Annotated in this window: 16 protein-coding genes, 1 tRNA gene and 1 other RNA gene; 5 read left to right on the top strand and 13 right to left on the bottom strand. The window is 71.6% G+C overall.

Annotated elements, in window-relative coordinates; genetic code table 11:
• Window positions 1-20: 20 nt before the first annotated feature.
• Complete coding sequence (locus GA0074696_RS04200) at window positions 21-1,457, bottom strand: MFS transporter (protein ID WP_088959866.1); 1,437 nt, start codon at window positions 1,455-1,457, stop codon at window positions 21-23.
• A gap of 108 nt (window positions 1,458-1,565) precedes the next feature.
• Between GA0074696_RS04200 and GA0074696_RS04195 the strand changes: the two genes are divergently transcribed.
• Together GA0074696_RS04195 and GA0074696_RS04190 are read left to right on the top strand one after the other, a co-directional pair.
• Window positions 1,566-2,225 (top strand): HNH endonuclease family protein, encoded by a 660-nt coding sequence (locus GA0074696_RS04195; RefSeq protein ID WP_088959865.1) that lies wholly within the window; start codon window positions 1,566-1,568, stop codon window positions 2,223-2,225.
• Window positions 2,207-2,668: a hypothetical protein gene (locus GA0074696_RS04190; protein WP_088959864.1), complete on the top strand. Its 462-nt coding sequence runs from the start codon at window positions 2,207-2,209 to the stop codon at window positions 2,666-2,668. Before GA0074696_RS04195 ends, GA0074696_RS04190 begins: the two co-directional genes overlap by 19 nt.
• Window positions 2,669-2,720: 52 nt before the next feature.
• Here the strand turns inward: GA0074696_RS04190 and GA0074696_RS04185 are convergent, their stop codons facing one another.
• From GA0074696_RS04185 to GA0074696_RS04165, 5 genes are all read right to left on the bottom strand, one after another.
• Window positions 2,721-3,818 (bottom strand): ABC transporter ATP-binding protein, encoded by a 1,098-nt coding sequence (locus GA0074696_RS04185; RefSeq protein ID WP_088959863.1) that lies wholly within the window; start codon window positions 3,816-3,818, stop codon window positions 2,721-2,723.
• Complete coding sequence (locus GA0074696_RS04180; RefSeq protein ID WP_088959862.1) at window positions 3,815-4,801, bottom strand: ABC transporter ATP-binding protein; 987 nt, start codon at window positions 4,799-4,801, stop codon at window positions 3,815-3,817. Before GA0074696_RS04180 ends, GA0074696_RS04185 begins: the two co-directional genes overlap by 4 nt.
• A gap of 112 nt (window positions 4,802-4,913) precedes the next feature.
• Entirely contained in the window at window positions 4,914-5,942 is a 1,029-nt protein-coding gene (locus GA0074696_RS04175; protein ID WP_231925263.1) for an ABC transporter permease, read from the bottom strand.
• Complete coding sequence (locus GA0074696_RS04170) at window positions 5,939-6,946, bottom strand: ABC transporter permease (RefSeq protein ID WP_088959861.1); 1,008 nt, start codon at window positions 6,944-6,946, stop codon at window positions 5,939-5,941. The genes GA0074696_RS04175 and GA0074696_RS04170 overlap by 4 nt, the downstream gene beginning before the upstream one ends.
• A 100-nt stretch (window positions 6,947-7,046) precedes the next feature.
• Window positions 7,047-8,138 carry an ABC transporter substrate-binding protein gene (locus tag GA0074696_RS04165; RefSeq protein ID WP_269458709.1) on the bottom strand — a complete coding sequence of 364 codons (1,092 nt, stop codon included), beginning with the start codon at window positions 8,136-8,138 and terminating at the stop codon, window positions 7,047-7,049.
• A gap of 99 nt (window positions 8,139-8,237) precedes the next feature.
• Between GA0074696_RS04165 and GA0074696_RS04160 the strand changes: the two genes are divergently transcribed.
• Window positions 8,238-9,350, top strand: coding sequence for an ISAs1 family transposase (locus GA0074696_RS04160; RefSeq protein WP_172894136.1), 1,113 nt, complete (start codon window positions 8,238-8,240; stop codon window positions 9,348-9,350).
• Here the strand turns inward: GA0074696_RS04160 and GA0074696_RS04155 are convergent.
• A complete protein-coding gene (locus tag GA0074696_RS04155) occupies window positions 9,343-10,038 on the bottom strand; it encodes an ABC transporter substrate-binding protein (protein ID WP_231925261.1) in 696 nt (231 codons plus the stop codon). The two genes, GA0074696_RS04160 and GA0074696_RS04155, sit on opposite strands and share 8 nt — an antisense overlap.
• A 721-nt stretch (window positions 10,039-10,759) precedes the next feature.
• Between GA0074696_RS04155 and GA0074696_RS04150 the strand changes: the two genes are divergently transcribed.
• Window positions 10,760-11,347: a hypothetical protein gene (locus tag GA0074696_RS04150; RefSeq protein WP_088959860.1), complete on the top strand. Its 588-nt coding sequence runs from the start codon at window positions 10,760-10,762 to the stop codon at window positions 11,345-11,347.
• A gap of 229 nt (window positions 11,348-11,576) precedes the next feature.
• Here GA0074696_RS04150 and recR read toward each other — a convergent pair whose 3' ends face one another.
• The 4 genes from recR to ffs form a co-directional block, all read right to left on the bottom strand.
• The gene (gene recR, locus GA0074696_RS04145) at window positions 11,577-12,170 is read right to left on the bottom strand and encodes a recombination mediator RecR (protein WP_088959859.1); all 594 of its coding nucleotides are present in this window, start codon (window positions 12,168-12,170) and stop codon (window positions 11,577-11,579) included.
• An 8-nt stretch (window positions 12,171-12,178) separates the two neighbouring features.
• Window positions 12,179-12,487: a YbaB/EbfC family nucleoid-associated protein gene (locus GA0074696_RS04140; RefSeq protein ID WP_231925398.1), complete on the bottom strand. Its 309-nt coding sequence runs from the start codon at window positions 12,485-12,487 to the stop codon at window positions 12,179-12,181.
• 108 nt (window positions 12,488-12,595) lie between these two features.
• Window positions 12,596-15,580, bottom strand: coding sequence for a DNA polymerase III subunit gamma and tau (locus GA0074696_RS04135; RefSeq protein WP_088959857.1), 2,985 nt, complete (start codon window positions 15,578-15,580; stop codon window positions 12,596-12,598).
• 107 nt (window positions 15,581-15,687) lie between these two features.
• Window positions 15,688-15,777: signal recognition particle sRNA small type (gene ffs / locus GA0074696_RS04130), an RNA gene on the bottom strand.
• A gap of 82 nt (window positions 15,778-15,859) precedes the next feature.
• Here ffs and GA0074696_RS04125 point away from each other — a divergent pair.
• Window positions 15,860-15,944 (top strand) — tRNA-Ser (locus GA0074696_RS04125).
• 55 nt (window positions 15,945-15,999) lie between these two features.
• Here the strand turns inward: GA0074696_RS04125 and GA0074696_RS04120 are convergent.
• Both GA0074696_RS04120 and GA0074696_RS04115 read right to left on the bottom strand, forming a co-directional pair.
• The gene (locus GA0074696_RS04120) at window positions 16,000-16,320 is read right to left on the bottom strand and encodes a tyrosine-type recombinase/integrase (protein WP_088959856.1); all 321 of its coding nucleotides are present in this window, start codon (window positions 16,318-16,320) and stop codon (window positions 16,000-16,002) included.
• A 71-nt stretch (window positions 16,321-16,391) separates the two neighbouring features.
• Window positions 16,392-16,982, bottom strand: a complete 591-nt coding sequence (locus GA0074696_RS04115) for a hypothetical protein (RefSeq protein WP_157745813.1) — start codon at window positions 16,980-16,982, stop codon at window positions 16,392-16,394.

Here is a 16,982-nt window from a genome sequence, read left to right as displayed (position 1 = left end):
AGGCGGCGGCGAAGCCCCGGCTACGAGGGCCGGGCCGGCCGGGGCGGCCGGTGCACGAGCAGGCCGGCCGTCACCGCGCCGGCCAGCAGCAGCCCGGCGCACCAGGCCAGCGCCCCCCGGTACGCGTGGGTCAGCTCGGCCGGCTGCTGGTACCCGGTGCCGGAGAGGCCCACCAGCAGCGGCAGCGCGGCCACCGCGAGCAGGCCACCCACCCGGGACGCGGCGTTGTTGAAGCCGCTCGCCACCCCGGCGAACCGGTCCGCGACGGCGGCCAGCACCGACGCGGTCAACGGCGCCACCACCAGGGTCAGCCCCAGCCCGAAGAGGAGCACCCCGGGCAGCACGTCCACCCAGTACGACGACGTGCCCGGGCCGACCCGGCGCAGCAGCAGCAGGCCCGCGGCGGCGATCACCGGACCGACGGTCAGCGGCAGCCGGGGGCCGATCCGCGCCGACAGGGCGCCGGCCCGGGCCGAGCCGACCAGCAGCAGCACGGTCATCGGGACGGTGGCCAGCCCGGTGCGGACCGCCGACCAACCGACGACGTTCTGGAGGTAGACGGCGAAGAAGAAGGTGAAGCCGCCCAGCGCCGCGTAGACCACCACGGTGAACAGGTTGAGCGCCGAGAAGAGGCGGCTGCTGAACAGCCCGGTGGGCAGCATCGCCGCCTCCCCCCGGCGCCGCTCCACCAGCACGAAGGCCACCGCGCCGAGGACGCCGACCAGCACGGCCAGCAGCACCGGCAGCGAGCGCAGGCCCCGCACCGGGGCGTCGATCAGGGCGTACGTGACGCCGGCCAGGCCGAGTGCGCCGAGCAGCGCCCCGGCCACGTCGAACCGCTTCCCCCCGCTGCGCGAGGCGTCCTCGTCGCGGCTCTCCGGCACCCAGCGCAGCGCGGCCAGGATCACCGCGACCGCCAGCGGCAGGTTGATGAAGAAGATCCACCGCCAGGAGAGCGCGTCGATCAGCCAGCCGCCGACGAAGGGGCCGAGCGCGGTGGTCACGCCGGCCAGCCCGGACCAGGCGCCGATGGCCCGGCCCCGGTCGTCGGGGTGGAAGCTCGACTGGAGCACGGAGAGCGAGCCGGGGGTGAGCAGCGCCCCGCCGGCGCCCTGGAGGAACCGGGCGGCGACCAGCCAGCCGGTGTCCTGGGCCAGGCCGCAGAGGACGGAGGCGACGGCGAACCAGACCACCCCGAGCAAAAAGAGCCGGCGCCGGCCGAAACGGTCGCCCAGTGCCCCGCCGAGCAGCACGAACGCGGCCAGGGTCAGCAGGTAGCCGTTGACCGTCCATTGGAGACCCGCGATGGTCGCCCCGAGTTCGGCCCCGAGCCGGGGCAGTGCCACGTTGACCACCGTGCTGTCCAGGAAGACCATTCCGGAGGCGAGGATCGCCGCCAGCAGCGTGCCCCGCCCCGCCCCGCTGCGGAGCCGGAGCGCGTGAGCGGGTGCGGTCATGGGTACCAATCTGCCCGCGCCGCGTGGGAGATTCCAACGAAACGCCGAAACCGTGCCCGGGTACTGTGCGGGATCGCCGGGAGCCCGCAAGCTGGAGAGGTGTCGTCTGTGCGTACCAGATCAGGAGCCCGTGGGACGGTGGCCGTCGCGCTCGCCGCGGTGCTCGCCCTCGGCGTGGGCGGTTGCGAGGTCTCGCTCGACGAGCCGGAGGCGCCGCCGAGCGGCGCCGGCAACGTCGGTGAGCAGCTGGCGGAGCTGACCGTCGCGAAGGCGGGCTCGATGCGGGGCTACAGCCGCGAGCGGTTCCCGCACTGGCGGGACACCGGCACCAACTGCGACGTCCGGGACAGCGTGCTCAAGCGCGACGGGGAGGACATCCGCCTCTCCGGCTGCAACGTGGTCGCCGGCCACTGGGAGAGCGTCTACGACGGGCGCACCTTCACCGATCCCTCCGACGTGGACGTCGACCACATGGTGCCGCTGGCCAACGCGTGGCGCTCGGGGGCGAACGAGTGGGACGACGCCAAGCGTGGCGACTTCGCCAACGATATGACCCGACCGCAGCTCATCGCGGTTTCCGCGAGCTCCAACCGGGCAAAGGGTGACCAGGACCCGTCGCAGTGGAAACCGGCGAACCGGTCGTACTGGTGCAAGTACGCGGAGAGCTGGGTGACGGTCAAGCATCACTGGCGGCTGACGGTGACCAGCGCCGAGAAGGCCGCACTCAGCGACATGTTGGAGGGTTGCACATGGGCGAACAAGCCGTGACCGGTGCCGGGGCGACTCCCGCGCCGGAGCAGATGCCGGACGCCGGCGGGGACGACGCGGCCGCCGCCACCGGCAGCGGTGGCGGCACCGGCACGACGGCCGCCACCGCCGGAATGACCGCGGACGGCCACCCAGCGGCGCCCACCGCCGTGCCGGGGGCCGGGATGAGCGCCGACGCTCGGCCGGACGCGTCACCCCGGGAACTGACCGCGGACCTGGTCGCCGGGCCCGGCGGGGTGATGACCGACGAGGCCGGCGTGGTGACCGGCGAGCTGACCCTGAAGACCCGGTACGCCGACGGGCAGGTCACCCTCTCCGTGCAGTACAAGGACGCCGACGAGTGGTACGCGGTGACCGGCGGGAAGGCCGCGCTGGCCGACCCGGCCGGGCTGGACGCCGTCCACGCCGTCGCGCTCGCCCTGCTCAACCGCCCGGAGGGCTGAGACACGCCGAGGCCCCCAACCCCGCGCGGGGGTTGGGGGCCTCGGCACGCGCTCACGGCGTCGGGATCAGCTCACCGGTGTCGCCCGGCGCCCCACCGTCGTCCGGCCGGACCAGCTCCGGCTCCACCTCGTGCGGACGGATCCGGCCGGCCGCGATCTCCTCGGCGTAGTGGCAGGCGACCTTGTGCCCACCGACCACCTCCCGCAGCGCCGGCCGCTCGTCGGCGCAGCGGGTCGGCTGCGCCCACGGGCACCGGGTGTGGAAGCGGCACCCGGACGGCGGGTTGGTCGGCGAGGGCAGGTCGCCGGCGAGCAGGATCCGCTCGCGGCGGTCCTCCACCAGCGGGTCCGGCACCGGCACCGCCGACATCAGCGCCCTGGTGTACGGGTGCATCGGCTCCCGGTAGAGGTCGTCGCTGGACGCCTCCTCCACCAGGCCACCCAGGTACATCACGCCCACCGTGTCGGCGATGTGCCGGACCACCGCCAGGTCGTGCGCGATGATCAGGTACGTCAGGCCGCGCTCGTTCTGGAGGTCCTCCAGCAGGTTGAGCACCTGCGCCTGGATGGACACGTCGAGCGCCGACACCGGCTCGTCGGCGACGATCAGCTCCGGGTTGAGCACCAGCGCCCGGGCGATGCCGATGCGCTGGCGCTGGCCGCCGGAGAACTCGTGCGGGTACTTGCTCAGCGCCGACGCGGGCAGGCCGACCGCCTCCAGGGTCTCCCGCAGCCGCCGGCTCGTCGCCGCCTTGTCGGTGGCGAGGCCGTGCGCCTTGAGCCCTTCGACCAGCAGCGACTCCACCGACTGCCGGGGGTCCAGGCTGGACAGCGGGTCCTGGAAGATCATTTGCATCCGGCGGCGGGCCAGGCGCATCTTCTCGCCCTTGAGCTGCCGGACGTCGGTGCCGTCGAAGACGATCTCGCCGTCGGTCGGCTCGACCAGCCGCAGCAGGCCCCGGCCCAGCGTCGACTTGCCGCAGCCCGACTCGCCGACCAGCCCGTACGTCTCACCGGCCCGGATGGCGAGCGAGACGCCGTCGACGGCGTAGACGTACCCGACGGTGCGGTCGAAGAGCAGGCCGCTCTTGATCGGGAAGTGGACCTTGAGGTCGCGCAGTTCGACCAGTGGTCCGGTCCGCTCGGTCACGGGACCGCCACCTCCTCGGAAACGGGGTTGTTGCAGCGAAGGTCGCCGCCGGTGGCGGTGGGCTCCAGCGGGGGCGGGCCCTCCAGGCAGGCGTCCACGACGTTGTCGCAGCGGGGCGCGAAGGCGCACCCCTCGGCCCAGGGGATGTTGTCGGCCACCGAGCCGCGGATGGCGTGCAGCCGCTCGCCGCGCGGCGAGTCCAGCCGGGGCACCGAGCTGAGCAGCCCGTGGGTGTACGGGTGCCGGGCCCGGGCGAACAGCTCGTGCCGGGCGGCCCGCTCGACCACCTTGCCGCCGTAGAGCACGTTGACCGTGTCGCAGAGGCCGGCCACCACACCGAGGTCGTGCGTGATCATGATGAGCGCGGTGCCGGTCTCGTCGACCAGCTGCTTGAGCAGGGTGAGGATCTGCGCCTGGATGGTCACGTCCAGGGCGGTGGTCGGCTCGTCCGCGATCAGCAGCCGCGGCTTGCAGGCCAGCGCGATGGCGATCAGCGCGCGCTGCCGCATGCCACCGGAGATCTGGTGCGGGTACTCCTTGAGCCGCCGGTCCGGGTCCGGGATGCCGACCGCGTCGAGCAGTTCCCGGGCCTCCCGCAGCGCCTTCTTGCGGTCCATCCCCTGGTGCCGCTCCAGCACCTCGGCCACCTGCACGCCGATCGGGATCACCGGGTTCAGCGAGGAGAGCGGGTCCTGGAAGATCATGCCGATGTCCCGGCCACGCCGGTCCCGCATGTCGTCATCGCGGAGCTTGAGCAGGTCGGCGCCGTCGAAGAACACCTCACCGCTGACCTTGTTGCCCCGCTTGGGCAGCAGGCCCATGATCGCGAGGCTGGTGACGCTCTTGCCGCAGCCGGACTCGCCGACCAGGCCGACCGTCTGGCCCGGCTCCACGCTGAAGCTCACCTTGTCCACGGCGGTGAACGGCCGCTCGCCCCGCCGCTGGAACACCACGCTCAGGTCGCGTACGTCGAGCAGGCTCATCGGGTCACTTCCTCACTGCACTGGTCCTGCGCTAGCGACTGCGGGGCTCGCAAGCTCACTCCTCGCGCCCGCCGGCGGCTCACGCCGGCCGTGCTGGTTGTCCGCACCGCCCTCACCGCCGGTTCTTCGGGTCGATGGCGTCGCGCATCGCCTCGCCCAGCAGGGTGAAGCCGAGCGCGACCACGATGATCGCGAGCGCCGGGTAGTAGGCCAGCTCGGGGCGGGCCTCGAAGTAGTGGACGCCGTCCACGCCGAGCATCAGGCCCCACTCGGCGCGGTTGATGTCCGGGTCGCCGAGGCCGAGGAAGGAGAGCGCCGCCGCGTCCAGGATCGCCACCGCGAAGGTGAGCGTGGCCTGCACGATCACCGCGGTCAGCGAGTTGGGCAGCATGTGCCGCAGCACGATGTTGCGCTCCTTGACGCCGAGCGCCCGCGCGGCGAGCACGTGGTCGCTCTCCCGCTGGGCGAGCATCGAGCCACGCAGCAACCGGGCGAAGATCGGCACGCTGACGATGGCCACCGCGAAGATGACCGTCCACTGGCTGGACTTGCTGGCCATGGCGACCAGGGTGATCGCCAGCAGGAGGCTGGGCAGCGCCAGCATCACGTCGGTGAGTCGCATCAGGACGACGTCGACCCAGCCACCGAAGGCACCCGCGATCGCGCCGAGCAGCACGCCGAGGGAGAGACCGATCAGGGTGGCGAGCACGCCGACGAAGAGGGTCTGCCGGCTGCCGTAGATGAGCCGGGAGAGGAAGTCGCGACCCAGCGGGTCGGAGCCGAGCGGGTGCCCGGCGGTGGCCCCCGGGATGTTCTCCACGGTCAGGTTCTTGGTGAGCGCGTCGAACTCCTGCGCCGGGTCGTGCGGCGCGATCAGCGGCGCGAAGACCGCCACGAGGATGAACAGCCCGACGATGATGGCGCCGACGATGGCGACCGGATTGCGCCCGAGCCGCCGCAGCGCGTCGCGGAAGAGGCTGACGCCGCCGTTGTCGGCGGTGGCCCGGGCCAGCTCGTCCAGCCGCGCCTTCTTCCGGTCGCCGAGCAGGCCGATGTTCCGCTCGCTCACGCCGCCCGTGCGCTCGTCACCGGTACGGGGCGCCGGCGCCGTCGCGCCGGCCTGGGTGGTCGGATCGGTCATCGGACACGCACCCTCGGGTCGATGAAGGCGTAGGAGAGGTCGACCAGGAGGTTGACCATCACGAAGACCAGGGCGGCCAGCAGGATGATCGCCTGGAGCACCGGGTAGTCCCGGCCGCCGGTGATCGAGTCGACGATCAGCGTGCCGAGTCCGCCCCAGTTGTAGACCTTCTCGGTGAGCACCGCGCCGGAGAGCAGCGCGCCGGTCTGCAGGCCGATGGTGGTGACCACCGGCAGCAGGGCGTTGCGCAGGATGTGCCGGCCCCGGATGGTCCGGTGCCGCAGGCCCTTGGCCTCGGCGGTGCGCACGTAGTCCTCGTTGAGCACGTCGAGCACGCTGGCCCGGGTGATCCGGACGATCACCGCCAGCGGGATGGTGGCCAGCGTGACCGCCGGCAGGATCAGGTGCCAGAGCGCGTCGGCGCTGGCGTCGAACTCCCGGGTCAGCAGGCCGTCGAGGACGTAGAACCCGGTGATGTTCGTGTTGTCCACGCCGGTGGTGACCCGCCCGGACGGCGGAAACCAGTGGATGTTCTGGGTGAACACGTCCTTGAGCAGGTAGCCCAGGAAGAAGATCGGGATCGAGATGCCGACCAGGGTGCCGGCGATCGTCAGGTTGTCGAGGGAGCGACCGCGCCAGCGGGCGGCGAGGTAGCCGAGCGGGATGCCCAGGCCCACCGCGATGATCATCGCGGCGAGGGCCAGCTCGATGGTGGCGGGGAAGGCGCGCCCGATCACCTCGCTGACCGGGTCACCGGTCCGGATCGAGTTGCCGAAGTCACCGGTGAGGACCCGCTGCATGAACTTGCCGTACTGCACCAGGATCGGCTGGTCGTAGCCGAGCGCCTTGATCAGCAGGGCGCGGCGCTCGGGGGTCGCCCGCTCGCCGAGCAGCGCCTCGACCGGGCCGCCGGGCAGGTTCCGCAGCCAGATGAAGATCAGCGCCGACAGCGCTATCAGCGTCACCACCAGCTGCAGCAGGCGGCGGACTATGACTCGCAACATCTCTCACACACCAGACTCTCGATGTTCGCGGAATCGGCCCGGGCCGGGGTGGAGCCCCCGACCCGGGCCGATACGCGCCTACGGCGTCAGCCGACGTACGTCACTTGCTGACGCTGACCGTGTTGAACCGCTCGTCGGTCAGCGGGCTGGCGACCAGACCCTTGACGTCCTTGGTGACGACGATGGCCGGCGGGGCGTGCCAGACCGGCACGGCCGGCAGCCACTTGCTGGCGATGTCCCGGTTGACCTGCTCCCAGGCCGCCTTCTTGGCCGCCTCGTCGACGGTGCCGTCGGCCTTGGCGATGGCGTCGAACATCTCGGTCATCGACTGGTCGCCGAACTCGACCTTGCCGCGGCCGAAGAACGTACCGACGAAGTTGCCCGGGTCGTTGTAGTCACCGGTCCAGCCCAGGATGTGCAGGTCCTGCTTGCCGAACTGCTGCACGTCGTCCTTGAAGCCACCGTTCCACGGACGCGGCACGCCGTTGACCTTGATGCCCACGGCCTGCAGGTCGTTGGCGAGGATCGTGAAGATCTCCTGCGGGTTCGGCATGTACGGCCGGGAGACGTCCGGCGGGTAGTAGAAGTTGAGGGTCAGACCCTCGGCGCCGGCCTCCTTGAGCAGCTGCTTGGCCTTCTCCGGGTTGTACTCGTACTTCTGCACGTCCGGGGCGTAGCCGAGCACGGTGTCCGGCATGAACTCGTCGGCGACCTTCGAGCCACCCGGGCCCTTGGTCTGCACGAGCTGCTGACGGTTGAGGGCGTAGGCGATCGCCTGGCGCACCCGCAGGTCCTTCAGCTTCGGGTTCTTCTGGTTGATGCCCAGGTAGAGGATGTTGAACGCCGGCCGGGCGACGACCTGGAAGCCCTCACCCTCGAGCGCCTTGCGGTCGGCCGGGGCCGGGAAGTCGATGCCCTGGACGGTGCCCGCGCGCAGCTCCTGCTTGCGGGTGTTCTCGTCCTTGATGATCTTGATGATCAGCTTGTCGACCTTGGCCTTCTCCCCGAAGTAGTCCGGGTTCCGGTTCAGGGTGATCTCGTTCTTGGCCTTGTCCCAGCCGCCGAACGTGAACGGGCCGGTGCCGACCCAGGGCTCCGGCAAAGTCGTGAGGGGTGTCCGGCTTGAGGTGGTTGGTGCAGACGCGCCCTGGGTGTGGGTAGCAAGGCGGGCATGACCGCTCCGGAAGATCATCGAGGTTCTCGAGGCCTGTTGATCTATCTGAAGTGAGTCATGCCCGCGTTGCCATCATCGCTGATCTCATCGTTGTCAACCGCACCGGCCGGGACCTCTGTGGAGGATGGTGCGGGTGGGCTGCTCACGGCGTTGGCGGATCTGCCCGATCCTCGCGCCCGCCGTGGAGTACGGCACCGTCTGGTGACCGTGGTCGCCGCGGCGGTCTGCGCGGTCGTGGCCGGTTACCGCTCCTACACGGCGATCGGGGAGTGGGTCGCTGACCTGCCCGCCGATACCGCCGTCCTGCTCGGGATCGACGCAAGCCGCCGGCCGTCCGAGGCCATGATCCGCCGACTGCTGCAGGCCCTGGACCCCGAGGTGCTCGCCGTCGTGATCGGGACCTGGCTGGCCGGATGCACTCCCGCAGCGCCGGCAGGGTCGAGCAGGGCGATCGCCGTGGATGGCAAGACGATCCGCGGTTCCCGCACCGGCGACACGACCGCCCGGCACGTCCTCGCCGCCGCCGACCAGGCCAGTGGTGTCGTGCTGGCCAGCACCGACGTCAACGGTAAGACCAACGAAATCACCCGCTTCGCACCCCTGCTCGACCAGATCCCAGACCTGCACGGCGTGGTCGTGACCGCCGACGCGTTGCATTGCCAACGTGAGCACGTCGCCTACCTCGCCGAGCGCGGCGCCCACTGGATCCTCACGGTGAAGGGCAACCAGCCCAGCCTGCACCACCAGTTGGCCGCTCTGCCCTGGCGGGCCGTGCCTGACGCCGACCGTGACACCTGCCGCGGCCATGGCCGCCGGGAGATCCGCACCCTGAAGATCCTGTCCGTCTCCACCGGGATCGATTTTCCCCACGCCGCCCAGGCGTTGCAGATCCGACGGCGTCGACGCCGGCTCGACCAGCCGAAACGCTTCACCACCGAGACCGTCTACGCGATCACCGACCTGCTCGTTCACCAGGCCAGGCCGGCGCAGCTCGCCTCGTGGATCCGCGGTCACTGGTCGATCGAGAACAGAGTCCACTGGGTCCGCGACGTGACCTACGACGAAGACCGATCCCAGATCCGTACCGGCACCGGACCCCAGGTCATGGCAGCCCTACGCAACGCCGCCATCGGCGCCCTACGCCAGGCCGGCGTCACCAACATCGCCGCCGGCAACCGCCACCACGCCCGCGACAGCAACCGACCACTGGCCCTACTCGGCATCACCTGACGACTTTGCCGGGGCCCTGGGTGCCGACCGGGCCGCTGGTGGCGAACGAGCTGTACTCGAAGGAGTCGCCGTTCTGCTTGACCGTGTCGGCGTCGCCCTTCTTCAGGGCCTCCGGGCTGGCGATCGAGAGCGCGGTCAGCGCGAAGGCGCCGGGGAACGCGCCCTTGTACTGGTTGAGGGTGATGACGGCGGTGCCGTCGTCCTTGGCCTCGCACTTGTTGTAGACCGGCTTGCCGGCATCGGGGCTCTCGTTCTTCGCGAAGCCGCCGAAGACGTCCAGGTAGTAGATCATCTGCGACTGGGCGGCGGCGCCCTTCATGTTGTACCAGCGGTCGAAGTTGAAGCAGACCGCCGAGGCGTTGAAGGGGGTGCCGTCGTGGAACTTCACGCCCTGGCGCAGCTTGAAGGTCCAGACCTTGCCCTCGGGGTCGTGCTCCCAGCTCTCCGCCAGGCCGCCCTGAAGCTCCGCCGTGCCCGGCTTGTGCTGGATGAGGGTGTCGTACATCTGCCGGATCGGCCGGAAGGACTCACCGTCATCGTTGAAGATCGGGTCGAAGTTCTTGGGGTCACCGGCACCCGCGAAGATGAAGGTGCCGCCCGTCTTGGCCTCGCCGCTGTCGTCGCTGCGGTCGCTTTCCGCACAGCCGGCCGCGCCGACCGCCAGGGCTGCAACGGCCGCGAGGGTCACGGCCGTTCTAAGCCTTCTCGCCTGCATCTCTCACCTCTGTCATCCGCGTGACCACGCCGGTTTCATGGCCGGTCCGTGAGCGGGAGGCTATGACAGGACCAACCGAAAGCGGAACGGCCGTTAGGCAATCGCTATCAAGCCGACACCAAGCGGCCGCGTCTGACACCCCCGGATCGGTCGACAAACGGGACTGTCACACCCGACACCCCGCCCCGTACCGTTCCCGGGCCGCCGGCCAAAACCCACCAGAACATCGCAGACCCTCCCGCCGGGCCACCGCCCGCCCCCGCCGGCTCCTTTTCGGGTACGCGGACACCCGCCCCACCTCCCGCCAGGCGGACGGATCGGGCCGCCACCTGGGCGGGACGGTCCGACGTGATGTCCGGTTCATGCCCGGATCGGGTTCCCGTCCCGTGACCGGTGGCACCCGCACGCCGGAATGGTGGCCGGCCCGGGGTCGTTACATCACCTGGACGATCGCAGCAGCACCCCGCTGGCCTGGCCCGAACGCGTGGGCCGCCCGGGATGCCGGCCGCCGGAATGATGGTGGGCCGCCGGTCGTTACACATGGACCCGGCGCCGCGAGCCCCCCGCTCGTGAAGCCTGCCGGGCAGAGACTTTCCCCCTTTGTGTGTGAGCGCCTGCTCGTGGTGCTTACGCCGCCTGTCATGTCGATCCCCCGGTCGACCGGCGGCGTCAACCCCCTGAAGGAGCTTCCCCCATGAACACCACCATTCTGCGTAAGAGCGTGCTGGGTATTGCTGGTCTGGCCTTCGCCGGTGGCGTCTTCGCCGGCCCGGTCACCGAGGCCCACGCCAACCCGGTGGACGCCAAGGCCGTCGCCGTGGTGCAGGCCGACAAGGTCGACAAGGGCAAGCTGATCCCGCACGGTGTGCAGGGCAAGCAGTCGCGCATCGATGTGGGCGCCGAGCAGACGAAGAATGTGAAGGCGATCATCGCGGCGACGAAGAAGTCGGGCATGGACGAGCGGGCCGCCGTGGTCGCGATCGCCACGTCGCTGCAGGAGTCGAAGTTGGAGAACCTGGGTCACCTGGGTGAGCGCAACGACTTCGACTCGCAGGGCCTGTTCCAGCAGCGCCCGTCCTCGGGTTGGGGCACGGTCGAGCAGATCACCGACCCCGAATACAGCACGATGGCGTTCCTCAAGGGTCTCAAGCAGGTCGACGGCTGGCAGGACATGCCGCTGACCGAGGCCGCGCAGACCGTGCAGGTCTCGGCCTACCCGGACCACTACGCCCAGTGGGAGCAGCAGGCCGCCGACCTGGTCGCCAAGCACTGGAACAACTGACCCACCTGAACACTCACGCTGGCCGGCACCCCTCTCGGGGTGCCGGCCAACGGCATGTCCCCGATCTCGCACGGACGGTGGAACACCTCGGGTTGATCATGAGGTTGGCAGTGGTGGAGGAGACCGCGCCGCTAACCTCATGATCAACGAGGGAGAACGGCGATGGGTCCACGCCTGTTCGCGTGGACCCATCGGATACGACTCGGCCGCCCCGGTGCCGTACTACGGCTCAGACGGCCCGGCGGCCCTCGAAGGCGCGGCCGAGGGTGATCTCGTCGGCGTACTCCAGGTCGCCGCCGACCGGCAGGCCGCTGGCCAGCCGGGTGACCGAGATGCCCATCGGCTTCACCATCAACGCCAGGTACGTCGCCGTCGCCTCGCCCTCGGTGTTCGGGTCGGTGGCCAGGATCAGCTCCCGGACCGTCCCGCCGCTGAGCCGGGTCATCAGCTCGCGGATGCGCAGGTTGTCCGGCCCGATGCCCTCCAGCGGATTGATCGCCCCGCCGAGCACGTGGTAGCGGCCCCGGAACTCACCGGTCCGCTCGATCGCCACCACGTCCTTGGGCTCCTCGACCACGCAGAGCACCTCGTCGGTGCGGCGCTGGTCGCGGCAGATCCGGCACTGGTCGGACTCGGCCACGTTGTAGCAGGTGGTGCAGAACCGGACCAGCTCCTTGACCTTGCGCAACGCGCCGGCCAACCGGTTGACGTCGGCAGGGTCCGCCGACAGGACGTGGAACGCGATCCGCTGGGCACTCTTCGGGCCCACGCCCGGCAGCCGCCCCAGCTCGTCGATCAGGTCCTGGATGGCACCTTCGTACATCAGCCGGCTCAGAACCCGGGCAGGCCGAGGCCGCCCATGCCACCGGCGACCGGACCCATCTTCTTCTCGGTCAGCTCCTTGGCCGCCTCGGCGGCGTTGTGCAGGGCCGCGACGACCAGGTCCTCCAGGGTCTCCACGTCCTCCGGGTCGACCGCCTTCGGGTCGATCTTGATGCTCTTGATCTCACCGGCGCCGGAGACGGTCGCGGTGACCAGGCCGCCGCCGGCGGTGCCGGTCAGCTCGGCCTCGGCCAGCTCGGCCTGCGCCTGGGCGATCTGCTGCTGCATCTTCTGCGCCTGCTTCAGCATCTGCTGCATGTTCGGCTGTCCACCTGGGCGCACGGAAGGCTCCTTCTCGCACTCGTCTGCTCGGCCGCGCCCAGCCTAGTCGGGCGGCGGCACACGTCCTCGGTGGCCGGCGCACGCTCAGCGCGCGTCGACCTCGTCGATCTTCTCGGCGCCGAACGCCTCCCGGAGCAGCTGTACCGCCTGCTCCTCGCTGGACTGCCGGGCGGTCCGCTCGTCGATCACCTCGTCCAGCGGCTCGTCACCGGGGTCGAACCCCTCGTACGCCGGGGTCGCCGCCGGCTGGGGGCGTCCACCGCCGCGCAGCGGCCCGTCGAAGTCCGGGTCGTACGGCGGCTCGCCGGCCCAGTCGGCGTCGGCGGTCTTCCGGGCCGCCTGCGCGGGGCGGGCCGCCTTGCCCGTGCCGGCCGCCGCCGCAGCCGCCCGCGCCGCCGCGATCGCGCTGCTCACCGGCGCGCCGCCGGTCGCCGCCGCCGGGGCCGGTGACGGTGCCGACTGCGGTCCGGCCGGTCTCGGTACGGCGGTCGCGGTGGCCGTGGCCCCACCCGGGCGGGCCGGCTCCGGCCAGTCGTCGCCGCCCGCGGTGGCGGTCGCGGCACCACCCGGACGGGCCGGCTCGGGCCAGCCCTCGTCGCCGCCGCTCGCGCTACCGGGCCGGGCCGGCTCGGGCCAGTCCTCGTCGTCTCCGGCACCGTCGGCCGGGCCGCTCGGGCCGCGCGCCGCCGGGCCGGTCCCGCCGTGGGTCGCCGGGCCGGCCTGGGCACGGGCCGCCGGGCCGCCGGTACCACCTGCCTGCCCCATACCACCGGGCTGCCCTGCGCCGAGCCGCCCTGTGCTGCCGGGCCGTCCGCCGTCGCTGCCCGCCGGGCCACCGGCGCCACCGGGCTGTCCCGCACCATCGGGCCGCCCTGCGCCGCCGGACCGCACGCCGTCGTTGCCCGCCGGGCCACCGGCACCGCCGGTAGGACCGGAGGCACCGTGGGTCGAACCGGCTGCGCCCATGGCGGCAGCTCCCCCGGCCACCGGGCCGCCGACCGAGCCGCGGCCGATGGACTGGCCGGCCGGACCGCCGGCGGCTCCACCGCCGGACGCACCCGCCGGGCCACCCGAGCCGGCGCCGCCGGCAGCACCGGACGCACCGCGCGGACCCCCGCCGCTCGGACCCGCCGGACCGCCCAGGTCTCCAGCGTTGGTCGCGTCGGACCGGCCTACGCCGTTGGCCGCGCCGGACGGGCCTGCACCGCTGGCTGAGCCGGACGGGCCTGCACCGCTGGCTGAGCCGGACGGGCCTACGCCGTCGGCTGAGCCGGACGGGCCGCTCGGGCCCACGCCGGTCGGGCCGGCAGTGGCCGGGCCGGCGGGCGCGGGGGTCGGCGGGGAAGCCGGTCGGGTCGGGGCCGCCGCCCGGCTCGGGCCACCGAGCGTGGCCGCGCCGCGCTCACCGGCCACCTCGCAGCGGATCTGCCAGCGACCGCCGAACTCCTCGTAGAGCGCGTCGGACAGCACGGAGATGTGGTTGCCCATCATCTGGGCGAGGACCGGCGACTTGACGGTCAGCACCACGGTGTCGCCGTCCACGTCGCGGACCACGGCGTCGCGCATCAGCGCCGCCGCGGGCTTCTTGATCCGGTTGACCTTGGCGACGATGTCCGGCCAGGCACGGCGTACCGCGACCGCGTCCAGCGCACCCGGGGAGCTGCTGCCCGGGCGGGGCGGCGCGGGGGTGACCGGGTCGGGCATCACCGCCTCCGGCGGCACCCGACGGGGCGCGGCCGGCGGGGTCACCGGCTCCGCCGCCGGGGCGGCCGCCGGCACGGAGACGTCCCGTGATTCCACGACGGGGGCGGGCGCGCTCGGGGCGGCGGGGGCGGGCTCGGGGCGTACCTGGGAAGCGGGGGCGACCGGCGCGGGGCCGGCGGCGGCCGACGGCAGCTCGGCGCCACCCAGGGTGAGCCGGCGCTCCATCCGCTCCAGGCGTTGGAGCAGGCCGCCGGTGGTGTCGTCGGCGCCGGGCAGCATCATCCGGGCGCAGATCAGCTCCAGCAGCAGCCGGGGCGCGGTGGTGCCGCGCATGTCGACCAGGCCGTTGTGCACGATGTCGGCGCAGCGGGACAGGGTGCCCGGGCCGAGCCGCTGGGCCTGGGCGGCCATCCGCTCGACGTGGTCGGCCGGGCCGTCGATCAGGCCCTTGGCCGCGGCGTCCGGCACCTGCTGCAGGACGATCAGGTCGCGCAGGCGTTCCAGCAGGTCGGAGGCGAACCGGCGGAGGTCGTGCCCGGCCTCCGCCACCCGGTCGACGGTGGCGTACGCGGCGGCGCCGTCCCCGGCGGCCAGCGCGTCGCACATCTCGTCGATCAGCGCCGCGTCGGTGACGCCGAGCAGCGCGGTGGCCCGAGCGTAGCTGACCCCCTCCGGGCCGGCGCCCGCGATGAGCTGGTCGAGCACGGAGAGGCTGTCCCGCATGCTGCCCCCACCGGCGCGCACCACCAAGGGGAAGACCGCCGGCTCGACGGTCACCCCCTCCGCCTCGGTGAGCTGCTCCAGGTACGGCCGGAGCACCTTCGGCGGGAACAGCCGGAACGGGTAGTGGTGGGTCCGCGACCTGATCGTGCCGAGGACCTTCTCCGGCTCGGTGGTGGCGAAGATGAACTTGACGTACTCCGGCGGCTCCTCGACCAGCTTGAGCAGGGCGTTGAAGCCCTGGGGCGAGACCATGTGCGCCTCGTCGATGATATAGATCTTGAAGCGGCTGCTGGCTGGCGCGAAGAACGCCTTCTCGCGCAGCTCCCGGGCGTCGTCGACGCCGCCGTGGCTGGCCGCGTCGATCTCGATGACGTCGATCGAGCCGGTGCCGTCGGTGGCCAGCGAGCGGCAGGACGCGCAGGTGCCGCAGGGCTCCGGGGTGGGGCCCTGCTCACAGTTGAGCGAGCGGGCCAGGATCCGGGCGCTGGAGGTCTTGCCGCAGCCTCGCGGGCCGGAGAAGAGGTAGGCGTGGTTGAGCCGCCCGCTGCGCAGCGCCTGCGACAGCGGCTCGGTGACGTGCTCCTGGCCGATCATCTCGGCGAAGGTGCGCGGCCGGTACTTGCGGTAGAGGGCCAGTGCCACCCGTTCCGCCTCCTCTCGACCGAGCCATTCTGCGCCGGTCAGGCGCGGGTGACCACCCACCACCCCGTGACCTGACCCGCAGGTACGGTACCGGCGCCCGGAGACAAAAAGGCCTCCCGTGCACCCGGCAGAGCTCGCTTATCCTTGCTGCCTTCCGGCCCTGGGGAGGTTCACGAGGTACCGCCGCACGGGAGGTGACACCCAGCCTACCCGAACCCGGGTGGATCTTCAGGGGGTGGTGGGGTGGCCGGCCCGCCGGGGACCTGTATCCTGGCTCGCGGAGGATTCGCCTAGAGGCCTAGGGCGCACGCTTGGAAAGCGTGTTGGGTTTACACCCTCACGAGTTCGAATCTCGTATCCTCCGCTCGACAGAGCGACACGAAGGGCCGGCCCCATCCGGGACCGGCCCTCTGTCGTCCCTATGGTCGCTCTCGTCTCACTTGTCCGTTCCTGCCCGTCTGGTACCGGACTGCCATCGCCGAGTTCGACCAGGCCATGATGCTCGTCACGGCGCTGCCGGAGACGCCGAGGACCAGGAGCGCGGTGGCAGCGATGTGCCGGGCGTCGTGCAGCCGTCCGTCCCGCACTCCCGCGAGCTTGAGCAGCCGTTTCCACTCGTCGTAGTCGGTCGCCTGGTGGATCGCCTGGCCTGTGGGGGGGGCGATCCACCAGCCCTCATCGCGCCAGAGCTGGGCGGCGGTTTCGCGCTCGGTGTCCGGGCGCTGCCTGAGTAGGTCCATCAGCGCGTCCGGCAGGCGATGGAGCGGCGGCTGGCGCGCGATTTGGTATCCGCCGTGACCGGCTGCAGGGGTTACCGGGCGGTGGCGGCCCTGCCGCGCCGGGCCGCCCAGGCCATTGCCGTCAAGGCAACAGTGGACGCGACGGCGACAACCGTTATGGTCCAGAAGCGATGCCGGCCTAAGACGATCTTGTCGGCGATTTCGACCATCCCCTCCAACCGGTGCGGATCGGCCGGCTCGATGCGGCCATGCCACGCCAGAACGAATCGTCCAGACTGCCGCCAGCGCCAGTCTGAGGGTTCAGCCTGGCCCGGCGCAGGGGCGTTGTAGCGCACCAGCTCCTCTGCCTCGTCCTCACCGGCCATCTCGTACACGTCGAGGCTTTCGGTAAGGACGGCGTCGAGGCACTCATTCGGATCATATTTATAGGCGTCAGGCGCGTCAGTCTCGGTAGGGTCCGGCTCCCACGTCTCTCGATATTTCTTCGGAACGCAGAAGGAGAAATCTTGGCGTTCCTGGCCGGGGAATTGATACTTGGCGTGGATGGCGTCGAAGACCGTCCGCGCCGTGGGCGTGGGCCGGTCATCGAACCGAGCCCACACATCAGGTGCCACGCTGGCCAGCACACCCGCCAGCACACCCGCCAGCGCCACTGCGCTCAC

Origin of the sequence: Micromonospora purpureochromogenes (assembly GCF_900091515.1) — a bacterium.
In the GTDB taxonomy this organism is placed as follows: Bacteria; Actinomycetota; Actinomycetes; order Mycobacteriales; family Micromonosporaceae; genus Micromonospora; species Micromonospora purpureochromogenes.
This window is presented reverse-complemented; position numbering and strand designations above follow the sequence as displayed.